Genomic DNA, 17,052 nt, shown 5'->3' with positions numbered 1-17,052 from the left:
CGGGTGTCAGCCGCGCAGCGCGGCGGCGGCGCGGGCCTTGGCCTCGACCTCGGCCATGGTGCCGCCGGTCACCCAGCTGCCGCCGACGCATTCGACCGGACCGAAGGCCAGCCAGTCGGGCGCGGACACTTCGGTGATCCCGCCGGTCGGGCAGAAGCGGCACTGGTAGAAGGGCGCGGCGAGCGCCTTCAGCGCCTTGATCCCGCCGCTGGTCTCGGCCGGGAAGAACTTGAACGCGGTCAGCCCAAGGTCCAGCCCACGCATGATGTCGCCGGCATTGGCGATGCCGGGCAGATAGGGGACGCCGGCGCCGGTGATCGCGCTGCCCAGCCGGTCGGTCAGGCCCGGGGGAGACGATGAACTCCGCGCCGACCTTCATCACCTGCTCGAACTGGTCGGTGTTGACCACCGTGCCCGCGCCGACGATCGCGCCCTCGACCTTCTTCATCTCGACGATCGCGTCGAGGGCGGCCGGGGTACGCATCGTCACTTCCAGCACCTTCAGGCCCCCAGCGACCAGCGCCTCGGCCAGCGGCCGAGCGGTCGCGGCGTCGTCGATCACCAGTACCGGGATGACCGCGCTGGTGCGCATGATGGAAAGGATATCGGTCACTGGCTATGCTCCTGGGCGAAGGCGGCGGCGGCACCGAACAGGCCGGGCTGCGGATGGGTGATGAGCTTGACGGGCATCGCCGCCATCATCGACTGGAACCGTCCCTTGGCGACGAAGCGCTGGTCGAAGGCCGAGCGGATCAGCTTGTCCTTGATGCGCAGGCCCAGGCCGCCGGCAATCACCACCGCCTTCGCGCCATGCGCCAGCGCCAGGTCGCCCGCGACCGCGCCCAGCGACAGGCAGAAGCGGTCGAGCGCGGCGAGCGCGATCGAGTCCGTGCCCTCCAGCGCCTCCTGCCAGATCGTCTTGTCGTCGCGGCTGACGACGGGGCGGCCTTCCAGTTCGGCCAGCGTTTCGTAGATGGCGACGATGCCGGGGCCGGCGACGATCCGCTCGGCCGATACGCGGGTGAAGATCTTGCGCAGGCGACGCAGCATCGCGTCCTCCAGCGCGTCGAGCGGGGCGAAATTTATATGGCCGCCTTCGGTCGACAGGACCTGATAGCCGCCATTCTGCTTCAGCACCTGCGCCACGCCCAGCCCGGTGCCGGGACCGCAGACCGTCGTCACGCCCTCGGCCGGCAGCGGCGCGTTCGGGCCGCAGAGATGCTGGAAGTCCTCATCCGGCAGCTGCGCCACGGCATGGCCGACCGCGCCGAAATCGTTGATGATCGTGTAGATATCGGCGTTGAGCCGCTCGCCGATCAGCGACGGGCGGATGATCCAGGGATTGTTGGTCAGGCGGATAATGTCGCCGGTGATCGGCGAGGCCACCGAGATGGCGGCGGCGCGGGGCAGGGGCTTGCCATAGGCCGCCTCGAACGCCTGCCACGCGGTCTGGAGCGAGGCGTGCTCGGCGGTCTTCTGGGTCATCGGCTCGGACAGGGCGACGACACGGCCCCCCTCCACCTCGGCGATGGCGAAGCGGGCGTGCGTTCCCCCGATATCGACTGCGACGACCTGCATTGTCCCTCCCTCGTACCTGTATTTTTTTGGTGGCGGTCAGAGCCCGGCAGCGGCTAGGATCGCCGAGGCGCCCCGTTCGGCTTCGTCCGCATCGTGGCGGAACAGGGCGAAGAGCTCGCGCCCCATGCCGGTCGCGGCGTCGCCGCCCTGGGCCAGCGGTCGGGCTTCCCATTCGGCCGGATCGACCAGCGCGTCGAGCGTGCCGTTCACCGCGTCCAGCCGGATCATGTCGCCGTCGCGGATCTTGCCGATCGGGCCGTTGCCCAGTGCCTCCGGGCTGCAATGGATGGCGCAGGGCACCTTGCCGCTCGCGCCCGACATGCGGCCATCGGTGACCAGGGCGACCTTGAACCCGCGATTCTGAAGCACGCCGAGCGGCGGCGTCAGCTTGTGCAATTCGGGCATCCCGTTGGCGCGCGGGCCCTGGAAGCGGACCACGACGACCACGTCGCGTTCCAGCTCGCCGGCCTTGAACGCCTCCAGCACGTCGAGCTGGTCGGCGAAGACGCGGGCGGGCGCCTCGATCACCCAGCGCTCGCGCTCGACCGCCGACACCTTGATGCAGGCCCGGCCGATATTGCCCTGGAGGATGCGCATTCCGCCATCGGGCGAGAAGGGGTTGGCGACCGGGCGCAGGATCGTCTCGTCGCCGCTCGGCCCCGGATCGGTCCAGGTCAGTGCGTCGCCCTCGATCACCGGCTTCTCGCCAAATGCGGTCAGGTCGCCGCCGGCGATGGTTAGGAGATCGCGGTGCAGATAGCCGCCATCCAGCAATTCGCGGACGACGAAGGGCATACCGCCCGCCGCCTCGAAGCCGTTCACATCGGCCGAGCCATTGGGATAGACCCGGGCGATCAGCGGCACCACCGCCGACAGCCGGTCCATATCCTCCCAGTCGATGACGATCCCCGCCGCCCGCGCGATCGCCGGCAGGTGGAGCAGATGGTTGGTCGAACCGCCCGTCGCCAGCAGGCCGACCGCCGCGTTGACGATCGCCTTCTCATCGACGCAATGGCCGAGCGGGCGGTAGTCGTCGCCGCGCACGCCGATCTGCGCCAGCCGGTGGACGGCGGCGCGGGTCAGTTCCTGGCGCAGCTTGGTGCCCGGATTGACGAAGGCCGCGCCGGGCATGTGCAGGCCCATCACCTCCATCATCATCTGATTGGTGTTGGCGGTGCCGTAGAAGGTGCAGGTGCCCTTGGTGTGATAGGCCTGGATCTCGGCTTCCAGCAGTTCCTCGCGGCCGCACTCGCCCTCGGCATAGCGTTCCCGCACCGCGGCCTTGGCCTTGTTGGGCAGGCCCGACGGCATCGGGCCGCCGGGGATCAGGATGGTCGGCAAATGGCCGAAGCGCAGCGCGCCCATCAGCAGCCCCGGCACGATCTTGTCGCAGATGCCGAGCAGCGCCGCGCCCTCGAACGTGCCATGGCTCAGCGCCACCGCCGTCGACAGCGCGATCGTGTCGCGGCTGAACAGCGACAGTTCCATGCCCGGATAGCCCTGGGTCACGCCGTCGCACATCGCCGGCACGCCGCCCGCCACCTGCGCGGTCGCGCCGACCTCGCGCGCCCAGACCTTCATCAGTTCCGGATAGCGGTAATAGACGGCATGGGCCGACAGCATGTCGTTATAGGCGGTGACGATGCCGATGTTCATGCCGGCATCGGCCTTCAGCTGCTCGCGATCCTCCTCGGTGCCGGCATAGGCATGGGCTAGGTTCGCGCAGCCCAGGGCCGGGCGGCGGACGGCGCGGTCACGCTCCCGCTCGATCAGGTCGAGATAGGTGCCGCGCGACGCGCGCGAACGTGCAATGATACGGTCGGTGACCGCCTGGATGTCCGCCTTCATCGGATGGGTCGCTCGCAATCGGGGGAGGGGAAACGGGCGGTCAGGGCGCCCAGTGGATGTCGATCGGCAGTTCCACGTCCGCCAGCACGCGGCCGATCGGATAGGCGGAGGACGGGCCCTGTTCGATCGCGCGTTCCAGCACGTCGCGCTTCGCCTGGCCGGTCACCGCGATCATCATCGCCTTGGCGGAGATGATGCCGGCGCGCGACAGCGACACGCGCGCGACCGGTGCTTCGGGCGGCAGCGGATCGGGCATCACGCCGAGCGCGCGGCGTTCCTTGGGACCGTTCAGCGCCTCGTCGAAATCGGGACCGGGGAAGATCGATGCGGTATGGCCGTCGCCGCCCACGCCCAGCAGGCAGAAATCTAGCGGCCAGTGCAGATCCTGCATCAGCGCATCGGCCGAACGACCCGCCGCCTTATAATCGGCAGTGGCTTCGGGCACGATCGGCATCACCCGCGCGCCCTTGGGCAGGAAGATCTTGGCGAGCGCGGTGACGTTCGACAGCGCATCGCCCAGCGGCACGATCCGCTCGTCGGTCGGGACGATCGTCACCTTCTTCCAGTCGAGCTTGGCCTTGGCCAGCTTCTCATAGGCGGGGAAGGGGGTCTTGCCGCCCGCCAGCGCGATCACCGCAGATCCGCGCGCGTCGAGCGCGCTTTCGATCACGAACTGGATGTCGCCCGCGATCGCATCGGCCAGCTCGGCCGCGTCGTCATATTCCCACCATTCGATCTCGGTCATCACAATCTCCGTGGCGGACGCTACGGCATCCGCAATCCCGCCGGAAGCCCGATCGGCTCCGACGCATACGTAAGTATACGGCTTTTGCCAGAGGCTTCCGCGGGTCAATCGTCCTGCCACGTCACCCCGTCGCGCTCCGTGAGCGCGATCGCCGCGGACGGACCCCAGCTTCCCGAGGGATAGCTTCGCGGCTTGACGTTGTTCGCGTCCCAGCCCTCGCGGATCGCGTCGATGAAGCGCCACTGCGCCTCCACCTCGTCGCGGCGGACGAACAGCGTCTGGTCGCCCTCGATCAGGTCGAGCAGCAGCCGCTCATAGGCGATCCGACGACGGCTGCCGGCGAACTCGGCGTCGAGCGACAGGTTGAGCGGCACCTCGCGCAGGCGGACGCCGTTACGATCCAGGCCCGGCTCCTTGGCCATCACCAGCAGCTGGATATATTCCTCCGGCTGGAGGCGGATGATCAGCATGTTGGGCTGGAGCAGGCCGCCGCGCGCGCCGAACATCGAATGCGGTACCGCCTTGAACTGGATGGCGATTTCCGACCGGCGCGTCGCCATGCGCTTGCCGGTGCGCAGGTAGAAGGGCACGCCCTGCCAACGCCAATTGTCGATATGCGCCTTGATCGCGACGAACGTCTCGGTGTTGGACGGCTGGCCCAGCTCCTCGGCATAGCTCTTGACGAACTGGCCCTTGACCGCGCCCTCGCCATATTGGCCGGTGACCGTCATCTGCGGCACCTCCTCTGGCTTCATGATGCGCAGCGAGCGGAACACTTTGGACTTTTCGTCGCGCACATCGGTGCCGTCGAAATGGGCCGGCGGCTCCATCGCGACCAGGGCGAGCAGTTGCAGGATATGGTTCTGCACCATGTCGCGCAGCGCCCCCGCCGTCTCGTAATAGCCGGCGCGCTCCTCCAGGCCCACCGTCTCGGCGATGGTGATCTGGACGTTGTCGATGCCCTGCGCATTCCACACCGGCTCGAAGAAGCTGTTGCCGAAGCGCAGCGCCAGGATGTTCTGGACCGTCTCCTTGCCCAGATAATGGTCGATCCGATAGGTCCGCTCCTCCGGAAAGGCCTTGGCGACCGCGTCGTTGATCTCGCGGCTGCTCCCCAGGTCATAGCCCAGCGGCTTTTCCAGCCCGACCCGCACCGTGGTGCCGGCCAAGCCGACGCTTTGCAGGCCGCTGATCGCGCTTTCGAACAGGGAGGGCGCGGTCGACAGGTAGATGGCGAGGCCACCGGCGATGTCGCCCACCTTCTCCGCCAGGGGGGCGAAGCTGGCGGGATCGGACAGGTCGGTCGGCTGGTAGAAGACCCGCTCCAGGAAGCTGGCGATCGCGCCCTCGTCCTTGCGGTCCTCCGGCAGGAACTGGTCGAGCGCCTTGCGCGCGAAGGCACGGTAGCCCTCATCGTCATGATCGTGCCGGGCCGCGCCGAAGATCTTAAGCTCGGCCGGCAGCAGATTGTCGGCGTGGAGGCCGTAGAGCGACGGCAGCAGCATCCGCTGCGCCAGGTCGCCGGTGGCGCCGAACAGGAGGAGCTTGGCGACGGGATCACGCGGCATGGCGGTTCCTTTTCAGCGATGGAGGCCGGCGAGGGGATCGAGCCCCGCCATGATGTTGAGGTTCTGGACGGCGGCGCCGCCCGCGCCCTTGCCCAGATTGTCGAGCGTCGCGATCAGCCGTGCCTGGCCGGTGGCGTCGTTGCCCAGCACGCGGAGCGTCAGCCGGTCGGTGCCGGCATTCTCCTCGATCGCGATGCCCGTCGGCTGGTCGGTGGCCACGGAGACGAGCGGCTGGCCGTCATAGGCGGCCGAAAGCGCGTCGGTCAGGGCGGCCAGGGTCGGGCGGCCGGGCAGGGCGTGGAGCGGCAGGGGCACTTCGACCGCCATGCCCTGGCGGACATTGGCGACGGCCGGCGCAAAGATCGGCGCATGGGTGAGGCCAGAGTGAAGCGTCATCTCCGGCACATGCTTGTGCGCCAGCGACAGGGCATAGGGCCGGAAGGCAGAGGCGCCGCCGGCCTCATAGTCCGCGATCATCGCCTTGCCGCCACCGGAATAGCCGGAGGTGGCGTTGACGCTGACCGGCCAGTCGGCGGGGATCAGCCCGACGCGGACCAGCGGGCGGACCAGCGCCAGGAAACCGGTCGGGTAGCAGCCGGGATTGGAGACGCGGGTGGCCGCCGCGATGCGGGCGGTGCCGTCCGGCTCCAGCTCGGGAAAGCCATAGGTCCAGCCATCGGCGACGCGGTGCGCGCTCGACGCATCGATCACGCGGGTCCGGTCGTTGTCGATCAGGGCGACCGCCTCGCGCGCCGCATCGTCGGGCAGGCAGAGGATGACGAAATCCGCATCGTTCAGCGCCTCGCGACGCGCCGACGCGTCCTTGCGGCGGGCTTCGTCGAGCAGCAGGATCTCGACATCGGTACGCCCGGCCAGCCGTTCGCGGATGTCGATCCCGGTGGTGCCGGCCGCGCCGTCGATGAACAGCCGCGCGGTCATGCCAGCGCCGCCAGGGGTACATAGCCGACGAGATCGTGATTCGCGGCACGACCCCAGGCGGTATCGCCGATCAGGTCGAGCAATTCGAACCGCTCGCCGGGAGCCAACGTGACCAACGGTTCGGATTGGGGATCGCGAGCGCTCCGCAGCACGGCGGCCGATGCGACCGAGCGCTCCACCGATGCCGCGTAATGGGGGGCAAATACCTGATCCGCGAGGCGAATATCCGCCAGATCGGGGCGCACCGCATGGCTGCGGGGATCGAGCCTGACCGACCGCCCGGTCAGGGCGAACGCCTTACGCGACGGCGCGCTGGGCGGTGCTGGGGTCCTGGTCGCCGATGAACTGCCCGAACTCTTCAAGAAACTCTGCCCCTTCGGATGTGCGCGCGACGAAGATGTTGCGCTTGTCGCTATCGTCGCGTTGGCGGCGCAGATAGCCGAGGGCACCCAATCTGTTCAAGGCGCGCGTCACGACGGGCTTCGAGACGTTCAGCGCGCGCGCCAGGCCGCGCACCGTATGCGGTCCGGGCTTGAGATAGACGAGGAGGAGCAGAGCCATCTGGCGATTGGTCAGGTCGGGTTCGCCCGAGCGGACGTAATCGACCAAAGCGGTCATCCAGATGGACAGGGAATGAGGGTCACTCGTGGGCACAGGCGATATTCCGAATGATCCACGTCTCCCGCAGGCGGGAGATCGTTTCGTTTCGTTGCCATAACGCCCCGTAACGCGGCAGGTTTCCGCCAATTTTACCGCTTTGCAACGTAGGGTGAAACGCATGGGTGCGGCACGGCGGGACGAGGCCGGTTGATCGATGCGGGCGGCTCGCCTATGTGCCCCACTTCATTCCCTTTCGGACTGCACCCAGCCCTATGTTCGCCTTCCTCCTCGTCGTCCACGCCATCATCGCCGCGGCGCTCGTCACCGTGATCCTGATGCAGCGGTCGGAAGGGGGCGGTCTGGGCATGGGCGGCAGCCCGTCGGGCCTGATGTCGGCGCGCGGCGCGGCGGATTTCCTCAGCCGCGCGACGGCGGTGCTGGGCAGCGCCTTCGTGCTGTTCTCGATCATCCTCGCCGTGCTGGCGGCGACGCATCGCGGCACGCAGACGATCGATACCTCGCTCGCCCGCCAGGCACCGGCCGCACCGGCCGCCGGCGTGCCCACCGCTCCGGCGGCGGGCCAGCCCGCGACCCAGCCGGGTGCGGCGCCGACGGCGGCCCCGACCGATGCGACCGGCAACGCGTCGGTCCCGCTCGCGAACTAAAACCCTCCATCCGTCGCAATCCGCACCCGTGATCGATCACGGGTGCTTGTCGTGCGTCCCCATTCCAAGCTAGGCGATTCTTCCCATGGCGCGGTACATCTTCATCACCGGCGGCGTGGTCTCGTCGCTCGGCAAAGGCCTCATGGCGGCCTCTCTCGCAGCTCTCTTGCAGGCGCGCGGCTACAAGGTCCGCATCCGCAAGTTCGATCCCTATCTGAACGTCGATCCGGGGACGATGAGCCCCTATCAGCATGGCGAAGTCTATGTGACCGACGACGGGGCGGAAACCGACCTCGATCTCGGCCATTACGAGCGCTTCACCGGCGTCGCGGCGCATCAGTCGGACAACGTCACCTCCGGGCGCATCTATCACACGGTCATCACGCGCGAACGGCGCGGCGATTATCTGGGCGCGACGGTGCAGGTGATCCCGCACGTCACCGATGCGATCAAGGCCTTCGCCCGCGCCGACACGATCGACGACAATGGCGACGAGCTGGACTTCGTCCTGTGCGAGATCGGCGGCACGGTCGGCGACATCGAATCGCTGCCCTTCATCGAATCGATCCGCCAGCTCAAGAACGAGCTCGGCCGTGGCCGCTCGATCAGCATCCACGTCACGCTGGTGCCCTATATCGCGGCGGCGGGCGAGCTGAAGACCAAGCCGACCCAGCATTCGGTGCGCGAGATCGCGGCGCTGGGCGTCGCGCCCGACGTTCTGGTCTGCCGCTGCGAACAGCCGCTGCCGCCGTCGGAGCGGTCGAAGATCGCGCTGTTCTGTAACGTGCCGGCCTCCGCCGTCATCCCGGCGCTGGATGCGAAGAGCATCTATGCGGTGCCGCTGCAATATCATGCCGAGGGGCTGGACGAAGAGGTGCTGCGCGCCTTCGGGATCGAGCCGCAGGGCGCGCCCGACCTGTCGCGCTGGTCGGAGATCGTCGATCGCCTGACCAACCCGCAGGGCGAGGTGACGATCGGCGTGGTCGGCAAATATGTCGGCCTGCAGGACGCGTACAAGTCGCTGAACGAGGCGCTGGTTCATGGCGGCATCGCCAACCGCGTGAAGGTCAATGTCCGCTGGATCGACGCCGAATTGTTCGAGGGCGACGATGTCGAGACCCTCGCGCAACTGGAGCCGTGCGACGCGATCCTGGTGCCCGGCGCATTCGGCGAGCGGGGAGCCGAGGGCAAGATCGCCGCGATCCGCTTCGCGCGTGAGCGTCGTATCCCCTATTTCGGCATCTGCTTCGGCATGCAGATGGCCTGTATCGAGGGGGCCCGGAACCTGGCGGGCATCGCCGACGCGTCGTCGACCGAGTTCGGCCCGACCGAGCAACCGGTCGTCGGTCTCATTACCGAGTGGATGGGCCGCGACGGGCTGGAGAAGCGCGAGGAGCAGGGCGATCTGGGTGGCACGATGCGGCTCGGCGCCTATGAGGCGAAGCTGACCGGCAACAGCGTCGTCGCCGGCATCTATGGCGGTGACACGATCTTCGAGCGGCATCGTCACCGCTACGAGGTCAACACCCATTACAAGGACGCTCTGGAAAAGGGCGGCCTGGTGTTCAGCGGCATGTCGCCCGATGGTACGCTGCCCGAGATCGTCGAGCGGCCGGACCATCCCTGGTTCGTCGCGGTGCAGTTCCACCCGGAGCTGAAGTCCAAGCCTTTCGATCCGCACCCGCTGTTCGCCAGCTTCGTCGAAGCGGCGGTCAAGCAGAGCCGGCTGGTCTGATCCGGCTCTGCCATCGCCATCTCCACACGGGATGATGGCGAGGTAAAGGAAAGCGCCCGGGCCTTGCGGCCCGGACGCCCCTGCGACGCCGGGAAAAGGGAGCAACCGGCGTCGAGCGCTTCAGGCGGCCTGAGCCTCGCCGCCCGAGTCCGTGCGGTTCTCGACGGCGGAAAGCGGCGCGCCGGTCTTGATCGCGATCTGCTTCGGCTTCATCGCTTCGGGAACCTCGCGAACCAGATCGATGACCAACAGGCCATCGTTCAGCCGCGCATCCTCCACGAACACGAAGTCCGCCAGTTCGAAGCGACGCTCGAAGGAGCGGTTCGCGATACCGACATGGACGAAGGTCGCGCTGGGCTTCTCGTCCTTCTTGCCGGTGACGAGCAGCAGGTTCTGCTGCGCCGTGATCTCGATCTCGTCGCGTGCGAAGCCGGCCACCGCCAGGGTGATGCGGTAGCGATCGTCCGCGAGACGCTCGAGGTTGAAGGGAGGATAATTCTCGGCCGACGCATGGCGGGCGTTGGTTTCGAGAAGGTCGAACAGCCGGTCGAAACCGATGGTCGAACGGCGGTAAGGGGTCAGGTCGAGGCGCATTTCAAATCCTCCGATGAGCGAGTTGATTACGTCCGAAGCCCGCCTGTGCGCGGCTCCGGCCTACGGCCCGTTTGGCGCCGTATGCCGCATAGATGGTTCGCTATCGTCCTCTTTCAAGAGGACTTTGCGCACATCTAAAGTACTGAAATACCGGGATAAATAGAGAAACTTTCCTGGCGCGAACATTTTGCTTGGTTCATATCCCAGCGATATGGTGGAGTTTGCGTGCAAAGCGAAAACACGCACCAGGGAGCCTCCTTCATGACCCCCACTTTGACGCTGCTGCTCGCGCTGCAGATCGCCGCGCCGGCCACCGACGCGCAGGCTGCGCCGTCCGCAGCGGAGGCGTCGCCCCAGGCGGAGGATGATTCGACCGGTCGCACCGGTCCGGCGGTCGCGACATCGGGCGGCGACATCGTGGTGACGGCGCGCCGACGCACCGAGTCGGTGCAGACCGTGCCGATCGCCGTGTCTGTGATCGGCGGGACCGCGCTGGCGGAGACGGGCACCTACAATGTCAGCCGCCTGACCCAGATCCAGCCGACGCTCCAATTCTATTCGACCAATCCGCGCAACTCGGCCGCGAACATCCGTGGCCTCGGCGCGCCGTTCGGCCTGACCAATGACGGGATCGAGCAGGGGGTCGGCATCTATGTCGACCAAGTCTATTACAGCCGCATCGCCTCAGCGACGTTCGACTTCACCGATACTGAGCGGATCGAGGTGCTGCGCGGGCCGCAGGGCACGCTCTATGGCAAGAACACGACCGCCGGCGCGATCAACATCATCACCCGCAAGCCCAGCTTCACGCCCGAGGCGCGGGTGGAACTGACCGGCGGCAATCTTGACTTCTTCCAGGGCAAGGCATCGGCCTCCGGGCCGCTGGTCGACGACAAGGTCGCGATCCGTCTCTCGGCCTCGGTGACGACACGCCGGGGCACGATCTACAATGTCCGGCAGAACGAGTGGCAGAACAGCCAGGACAATAAGGGTGTCCGTGGCCAGATCCTGTGGAAGGCCACGCCCAATCTCGACCTGACGCTGAGCGGCGACTATGCGCGCCAGAACCCCAATTGCTGCGTGCAATATTATGCGCGGGTCGGCGCGACGCAGCGTCCGACCAACCGGCAATATGCCGAGCTGGCCGCCGCGCAGGGCTATCAGGTGCCCTCGACCAATGCCTTCGATCGGTTGACCGATGTCGATACCGACCTGCGCGCCAAGCAGGAACTCGGCGGCCTGTCGCTGCTCGCCAACTGGGATCTGGGCGGGTCGACGCTGACATCGGTCAGCGCCTGGCGTTTCTGGCATTGGGACCCGTCGAACGACCGCGACTTCATCGGCCTGCCGATCACTACCGTCTCGGCCAATCCGTCGCAGCAGAGTCAGGTCAGCCAGGAACTGCGCGTCGCCTCGAACGGCAAACGCACGCTCGATTATGTGCTGGGCGCGTTCTACTTCTACCAGACGATCGACACGCAGGGTTTGCAGGTCCAGGGGCCGGCCGCCAGCGCCTTCCTGCTCAACCCGACCAGCGCGGCGGGGCGTAATCCTGCGACGCTGAACGGCCTGACCGCGCGCAACACGATCGGCTTCAAGAACACGTCCGCCGCGCTGTTCGGCAAGCTGACCTGGCATGTTGACGATCGCCTGTCGATCGCGCCCGGCCTGCGACTCAATTACGACCAGAAGAGCGGGTCCTATCTGTCGGTGGTGACGACGGGCAGTGGGTCGACCACCCTGACCAGCGACCAGCGCGGCGTGCTGGCCCCGCAACGCTACGACCCGGACTTCCATAATTGGAACCTGTCGGGCGACCTGACCGTGTCCTATCAGTTCACGCCGGACGTCTTCTATTACGCCACCTATGCGCGCTCCTATAAATCGGGGGGCATCAACCTGTCGGGCCTGCCGCTCGACGCGGCGAACCAGCCGATCCTGGCGTCGGCGACGGTGAAGCCGGAAAAGGTCAATCATTTCGAGCTCGGCCTGAAGACGCGGTTTGCGGACCGGCGGGTGACGCTCAACCTGGCCGGCTTCTGGACGGTGATCGACGACTATCAGGCGACCGTCACCAACGGCCAGCTTGGCGTGCTGCGCGGCTATCTGGCCAATGCCGGCCGGGTGCGGACGCGCGGCATCGAACTCGACTCGGCCTTCCGCCCGACCGATCGGCTGAACGTCTATGCCAATGCGGCCTTCACCGACGCCAAATATGTCCGCTTCACCGACGCGCCATGCCCGCCCGAACTTTCCGGCGGCAGCGCTGCGTCGGCGGCCAATCCGCCGAGCCCGGCCGGACGCCCCGGCACGAGCACGCAACCATCCTACAGCCCGGCCAATTGCGACATTTCCGGTCAGTGGCTGCCGGGCGTGTCCAAATGGGCCTTCTCCTACGGCGCGGAGTATCAGCTCCCCGCGACCGCGGTGGGGTTGGACGGCAATTTCTACGCGGGATACGACGGCAGCTACCGGTCCAAATTCTCGTCCAATCCGTCCCGGTCGCGCTACACCGATATCGCCGGCTATGCGCTGAGCAACATCCGGGTCGGTTATCGCGAGAGCGGGACATGGAACGCCTTCGCCTGGGTGCGCAACGTCTTCGACAAGGATTATTACGAGCTGCTCGCCACCCAGTCGGGGAGCACCGGCCTGATCGTCGGCCAGCCCGGCGACCCGCGCACCTATGGCGTGACCGTGTCGCGCAGCTTCTGACCGATCGACGCGCATCCTGTCGGCCGGACCGGCAGGGTGCGCGGATCGGGGGAGGAATTCACCCGCCGCTCATTCGCGGTTAATCTCGATCGTGTCATAGGGACGATGCCGACGGGAAGTGGCAGTCCGGAAGCTCCCGACTTTCCGCCGGCCTAGGGCGTTCGACGGTCCGGGCCGAGCCGCAATGGCAAACGCCCGGACCGTTTCCGATCCGGGCGCCTGCGTGACGATCGCTCGTCAGCCCCCATTTCTGTTGCTTCCGCTCCAGCCTCGTTGGGCGGGCGTTGAAGCTGTTCCCCGAACCACGGCCATTGCCTGTGTCTCAGCACGAGTGTTGCTATGCCTTTCCGTTGGGCCTGTCACCAGCCGCCGCAACCCTCCGTTACGATTGAGTAACCGTTGTGGATTTGATGCAACAGCACCGATCTGGTTGCACCCGGCCCCCGTGCCGCCTAGAGCCGATCCGACATGATCCTCTCGTCCTATGAACGCATGATCGCCCGCCGCTATCTGCTGCCGGGCAAGGGCGAGGCCTTCATCTTCCTCGTCGCCTCGATCAGTCTCGTTGCCGTGATGCTCGGCGTCGCGGCGCTGGTGATCGTGATGAGCGTGATGAACGGCTTCCGCGCCGAACTCTTCGACAAGATCGTCGGGCTGAACGGCCATGCGGTCGTGCAGGGCTATGGCGGTCAACTGACCGACTGGCGCGAGATCGTCCGCGAGGCGAAGGCGACGCCGAACGTGACCTCCGCCGTGCCGCTGATCGAACAGCCGCTGATGGCCAGCTATAACGGCCGGGTCGAAGGCATATTGGTGCGCGGGATGCGGGTGGCCGACATCCGCAACAATTCCACGCTCCATGCCAAGGTCGTGATCGGGTCGCTGGATCGCCTGACGCCGGGCAGCGGCAATATCGCGATCGGCAGCCGCCTGGCGGAGGCCCTGGGCGCCCAGATCGGCAGCGACATCACGCTGATCAGCCCGCAGGGCCAGACGACGCCGTTCGGCACGGTGCCGCGCATGGTCAGCTACAAGGTCGCGGCGATCTTCGAGATCGGAATCTACGACTATGACAAGGCCTATGTGATCATGCCGATCCAGGATGCGCAGACGCTGCTCCTGATGGGCGACTCGGTCGGGATGGTCGAGCTGACCACCACCAATGCCGACCGGGTCGGCGAGATCTTGCGCCCGCTCGCCGACAAGATCGGCAATGGCGCGGTGATCGCCGACTGGCGCAGCATGAACGCGCAATTGTTCGAGGCGCTGGCGGTCGAGCGGGTGGCGATGTTCACCGTCCTGTCGATCATCATCCTGGTGGCGGTGTTCAACATCCTGTCCTCGCTGATCATGCTGGTCCGTGCCAAGACGCGGGACATCGCGATCCTGCGCACCATGGGCGCGACGCGGGGCGGTCTGATGCGCATCTTCATGGTGGTCGGCACCACGATCGGCGCGCTCGGCACGGTCGCGGGCCTGGGGCTGGGGGCGCTGTTCCTCTTCTACCGGCAGGGGGTGGTGAACTTCGTCCAGCTGGTGACGGGGCAGAACCTGTGGGACCCGTCGATCCGCTATCTCACCGAATTGCCGTCCAAGACCGATCCGGTCGAGGTGATCGTCATCACCTCCATGGCGCTGGTCTTTTCCTTCCTCGCGACGCTCTACCCGGCCTGGAAGGCGGCGAGCACCGATCCCGTGCAGGTGTTGCGTTATGAGTGAACCGGTCCTCCACCTTGCCGGCCTGGCGCGCAGCTTCGTGCAGGGCGACGCGCGGATCGACGTGCTGCGCGGCATCGACCTCAGCATCGCGCCCGGCGAGATCGTGGCGCTGCTCGGCCCGTCCGGTTCGGGCAAGTCGACCATGCTCCAGGCGGTGGGCCTGCTGGAGGGCGGGTTCGAAGGCTCGATCCGGATCGCCGGGCAGGAGGTGGCGCAGCTTGACGCGCATGGCCGCACGATCGTGCGACGCGACCGGCTGGGCTTCGTCTATCAGTTCCACCATCTGCTGCCCGACTTCAACGCGACCGAGAATGTCGTGCTGCCGCAACTGGTGCATGGCGCGAACCGGCCGGACGCGGATGCGCGCGCGACCGCGCTGTTGACGGCACTGGGCCTGGGCCATCGCCTGACGCATCGGCCGAGCCAGTTGTCCGGCGGCGAGCAGCAGCGGGTCGCGGTGGCGCGGGCGCTCGCCAATCGTCCGGCGCTGGTGCTGGCGGACGAGCCGACCGGCAATCTCGACGAACATACCGCCGATATCGTGCTGGCCGAGTTCCTGCGCCTGGTGCGCGAGGAAGGATCGGCCGCGCTGGTCGCCACCCATAACGAGCGGCTGGCCGCGCGCATGGACCGGGTGGTGCGCCTGCACGAGGGTAGGCTGGCATGACCGTCTGGACGGAGACGCCGACGCTCGCCGGTCGGCACGTCCGGTTGCGGCCGTTAGACCCGGCGGATGTCGATGCGCTGGTCGAGGTCGCGCGGGCGGGCGATCTGTGGGACCTGTTCTACGCCAATGTCTCGATGCTCAAGACGCCCGAGCGCTGGCTGGCGGCGGTGATGCGCGAGCGCGACTATGGCCGCGCGCTCCCCTTCACCGTGGAGACGCCGGACGGGCAGGTCGTCGGCGCGACCCGGCTGATGCGCCTCGCGCCCGCGCATCGTCGGCTGGAGATCGGCGGGACCTTCTACGCCAAGGCCGTGCAGCGCACCGGGGTCAATACTGAAGCGAAGCGGATGCTGCTCGCCCATGCCTTCGAGGTGATGGACTGCCAATGCGTGCAGATTCGCACAGACCTGCTCAACCTGCGCAGCCAGCGCGCGATCGAGCGGCTCGGCGCGCGGCGCGACGGCGTGTTGCGGGGGCATCAGGTCATGGCGGACGGGCGGTTGCGGGACACGGTGGTCTATTCGATCCTCGACCGCGAATGGCCGGGCGTGCGGCAAAATCTCGACTATCTGCTGGGAAGGCATGACTGATGCGAGTCACCGATTTCGAGGTCCAGGCCGCCGATGGCACGCTCCGGTCGCTCGGCGACTTTGCCGGGCAGGTGCTGCTGATCGTCAATACGGCGTCGCGTTGCGGCTTCACCCCGCAATATGCCGGGCTGGAGCAGCTCCAGCGCCGCTATGGCGCGCAAGGCTTTTCGGTGCTCGCCTTCCCCTGCAACCAGTTCGGGGCGCAGGAGCCGGGCGACGCGACGGAAATCGCGCATTTCTGCACAACCCGATATGATGTCAGCTTTCCCGTCTTCGCCAAGCTGGAGGTGAACGGCACCGGCGCTTCGCCGCTGTTCGAGCATCTCAAGGCGGCCGCGCCGGGCCTGCTCGGGTCGAAGGGGATCAAGTGGAACTTCACCAAGTTCCTGGTCAACCGCGACGGTGGGGTGGTCGGCCGACATGCCCCGACCGCCAAGCCCGAGGACCTGGCGGCCGAGATCGAAGCCCTGTTGTAAGGTTCAGCGCAGCGCGAAGGCCGGTGCGCCGCGGCGATGGTGCAGGGCGGAGACGATCGACGTCACGCCGCTCATCAGGAAGCTGATGCCGAGGATGAAGCCCGGCAGGGTCAGCGCCGACACCGGCAGCGTCGCCAGCACGAAAATGGCGAGCAGGATGTTGATGACGCCGAGCGCCAGCATCAGCGCCTTGCCCTGGCGCAACCGGAAGCCGAAGCCGATCTCCATGGCGCCGCGCACCGCCAGCCAGACGGCGACCATCAGCGTCAGCGAGAAGGCACCGGTCATCGGCTCGAACAGCATCAGGCCGCCGATGATCAGCGACACCAGGCCGAAGCCGATCGCATAGCCACGCGCGCCATGGCCCTTGCCGAACAGCCCGGCGCCCAGCGAGACCAGCCCGGCGGCCAGGAAGAAGGCAGCGATCACCAGGGTCGCGGCGTAGGTGGCGGCGAACGGCCAGAGAAAGGCCAGGACGCCGAGCAGGAGGGACAGGATGCCCGATGCCAGGATCCACGCCCAGCCGGCACCGGCTGGCGGGACGTCGCGGGACAGGGCGGCGGCGGGGGAGCGTGCATAGTCTGTCATGATGCGCAAACCGCCGCTGCCCGCG

General features: G+C 67.2%; 16 protein-coding genes and 1 pseudogene. 7 read left to right on the top strand and 10 right to left on the bottom strand.

The annotated features are described in order from the left end of the window. Positions 1 to 6: 6 nt before the first annotated feature. The 8 genes and pseudogenes from eda to QE452_RS06595 form a co-directional block, all read right to left on the bottom strand. Positions 7 to 592, bottom strand: a pseudogene (eda, locus tag QE452_RS06630) (bifunctional 4-hydroxy-2-oxoglutarate aldolase/2-dehydro-3-deoxy-phosphogluconate aldolase). Positions 593 to 609: 17 nt separating this feature from the next. Continuing rightward, positions 610 to 1,578: a glucokinase gene (gene glk / locus QE452_RS06625; protein WP_125995084.1), complete on the bottom strand. Its 969-nt coding sequence runs from the start codon at positions 1,576 to 1,578 to the stop codon at positions 610 to 612. A 36-nt stretch (positions 1,579 to 1,614) separates the two neighbouring features. Next, positions 1,615 to 3,426 carry a phosphogluconate dehydratase gene (edd, locus tag QE452_RS06620; RefSeq protein ID WP_309659007.1) on the bottom strand — a complete coding sequence of 604 codons (1,812 nt, stop codon included), beginning with the start codon at positions 3,424 to 3,426 and terminating at the stop codon, positions 1,615 to 1,617. Between the two features lie 40 nt (positions 3,427 to 3,466). Beyond that, a complete protein-coding gene (gene pgl / locus QE452_RS06615; protein WP_125995082.1) occupies positions 3,467 to 4,171 on the bottom strand; it encodes a 6-phosphogluconolactonase in 705 nt (234 codons plus the stop codon). A gap of 104 nt (positions 4,172 to 4,275) precedes the next feature. Next, positions 4,276 to 5,739 (bottom strand): glucose-6-phosphate dehydrogenase, encoded by a 1,464-nt coding sequence (gene zwf, locus QE452_RS06610; RefSeq protein ID WP_309659008.1) that lies wholly within the window; start codon positions 5,737 to 5,739, stop codon positions 4,276 to 4,278. 12 nt (positions 5,740 to 5,751) lie between these two features. After that, positions 5,752 to 6,678: an N-acetyl-gamma-glutamyl-phosphate reductase gene (gene argC, locus QE452_RS06605; protein ID WP_309729767.1), complete on the bottom strand. Its 927-nt coding sequence runs from the start codon at positions 6,676 to 6,678 to the stop codon at positions 5,752 to 5,754. After that, positions 6,675 to 6,923 (bottom strand): SH3 domain-containing protein, encoded by a 249-nt coding sequence (locus QE452_RS06600; protein ID WP_309659010.1) that lies wholly within the window; start codon positions 6,921 to 6,923, stop codon positions 6,675 to 6,677. The genes argC and QE452_RS06600 overlap by 4 nt, the downstream gene beginning before the upstream one ends. Before the next feature lie 52 nt (positions 6,924 to 6,975). Then, on the bottom strand, positions 6,976 to 7,296 hold the full coding sequence (locus tag QE452_RS06595) for a MarR family transcriptional regulator (RefSeq protein ID WP_309659011.1): 321 nt from the start codon (positions 7,294 to 7,296) through the stop codon (positions 6,976 to 6,978). A gap of 254 nt (positions 7,297 to 7,550) precedes the next feature. Between QE452_RS06595 and secG the strand changes: the two genes are divergently transcribed. Both secG and QE452_RS06585 read left to right on the top strand, forming a co-directional pair. Further along, complete coding sequence (gene secG / locus QE452_RS06590) at positions 7,551 to 7,943, top strand: preprotein translocase subunit SecG (protein ID WP_309659012.1); 393 nt, start codon at positions 7,551 to 7,553, stop codon at positions 7,941 to 7,943. Positions 7,944 to 8,028: 85 nt separating this feature from the next. Beyond that, positions 8,029 to 9,678: a CTP synthase gene (locus QE452_RS06585; protein ID WP_309659013.1), complete on the top strand. Its 1,650-nt coding sequence runs from the start codon at positions 8,029 to 8,031 to the stop codon at positions 9,676 to 9,678. A gap of 120 nt (positions 9,679 to 9,798) precedes the next feature. Here QE452_RS06585 and QE452_RS06580 read toward each other — a convergent pair whose 3' ends face one another. Continuing rightward, on the bottom strand, positions 9,799 to 10,272 hold the full coding sequence (locus QE452_RS06580; RefSeq protein WP_309659014.1) for an Hsp20 family protein: 474 nt from the start codon (positions 10,270 to 10,272) through the stop codon (positions 9,799 to 9,801). Positions 10,273 to 10,533: 261 nt separating this feature from the next. Here QE452_RS06580 and QE452_RS06575 point away from each other — a divergent pair, with 261 nt between their 5' ends. From QE452_RS06575 to QE452_RS06555, 5 genes are all read left to right on the top strand, one after another. Then, positions 10,534 to 12,987, top strand: a complete 2,454-nt coding sequence (locus QE452_RS06575) for a TonB-dependent receptor (RefSeq protein WP_309659015.1) — start codon at positions 10,534 to 10,536, stop codon at positions 12,985 to 12,987. Positions 12,988 to 13,455: 468 nt separating this feature from the next. Beyond that, on the top strand, positions 13,456 to 14,706 hold the full coding sequence (locus tag QE452_RS06570; RefSeq protein ID WP_309659016.1) for a lipoprotein-releasing ABC transporter permease subunit: 1,251 nt from the start codon (positions 13,456 to 13,458) through the stop codon (positions 14,704 to 14,706). Further along, the gene (locus QE452_RS06565) at positions 14,699 to 15,373 is read left to right on the top strand and encodes an ABC transporter ATP-binding protein (protein ID WP_125995069.1); all 675 of its coding nucleotides are present in this window, start codon (positions 14,699 to 14,701) and stop codon (positions 15,371 to 15,373) included. Before QE452_RS06570 ends, QE452_RS06565 begins: the two co-directional genes overlap by 8 nt. Then, positions 15,370 to 15,963, top strand: a complete 594-nt coding sequence (locus QE452_RS06560) for a GNAT family protein (protein ID WP_309659017.1) — start codon at positions 15,370 to 15,372, stop codon at positions 15,961 to 15,963. Before QE452_RS06565 ends, QE452_RS06560 begins: the two co-directional genes overlap by 4 nt. Next, on the top strand, positions 15,963 to 16,439 hold the full coding sequence (locus tag QE452_RS06555; protein ID WP_405052743.1) for a glutathione peroxidase: 477 nt from the start codon (positions 15,963 to 15,965) through the stop codon (positions 16,437 to 16,439). Before QE452_RS06560 ends, QE452_RS06555 begins: the two co-directional genes overlap by 1 nt. Before the next feature lie 3 nt (positions 16,440 to 16,442). On the opposite strand, the gene QE452_RS06550 is transcribed toward QE452_RS06555, so the two are convergent. Then, positions 16,443 to 17,027 carry a DUF308 domain-containing protein gene (locus QE452_RS06550; protein ID WP_309659018.1) on the bottom strand — a complete coding sequence of 195 codons (585 nt, stop codon included), beginning with the start codon at positions 17,025 to 17,027 and terminating at the stop codon, positions 16,443 to 16,445. Positions 17,028 to 17,052 lie beyond the last annotated feature (25 nt).

Origin of the sequence: Sphingomonas sp. SORGH_AS_0438 (genome assembly GCF_031453475.1) — a bacterium.
GTDB lineage: Bacteria > Pseudomonadota > Alphaproteobacteria > Sphingomonadales > Sphingomonadaceae > Sphingomonas.
Note: the sequence above shows the minus strand (reverse complement) of the source record. Positions and strands in the feature narration are given on the sequence as shown.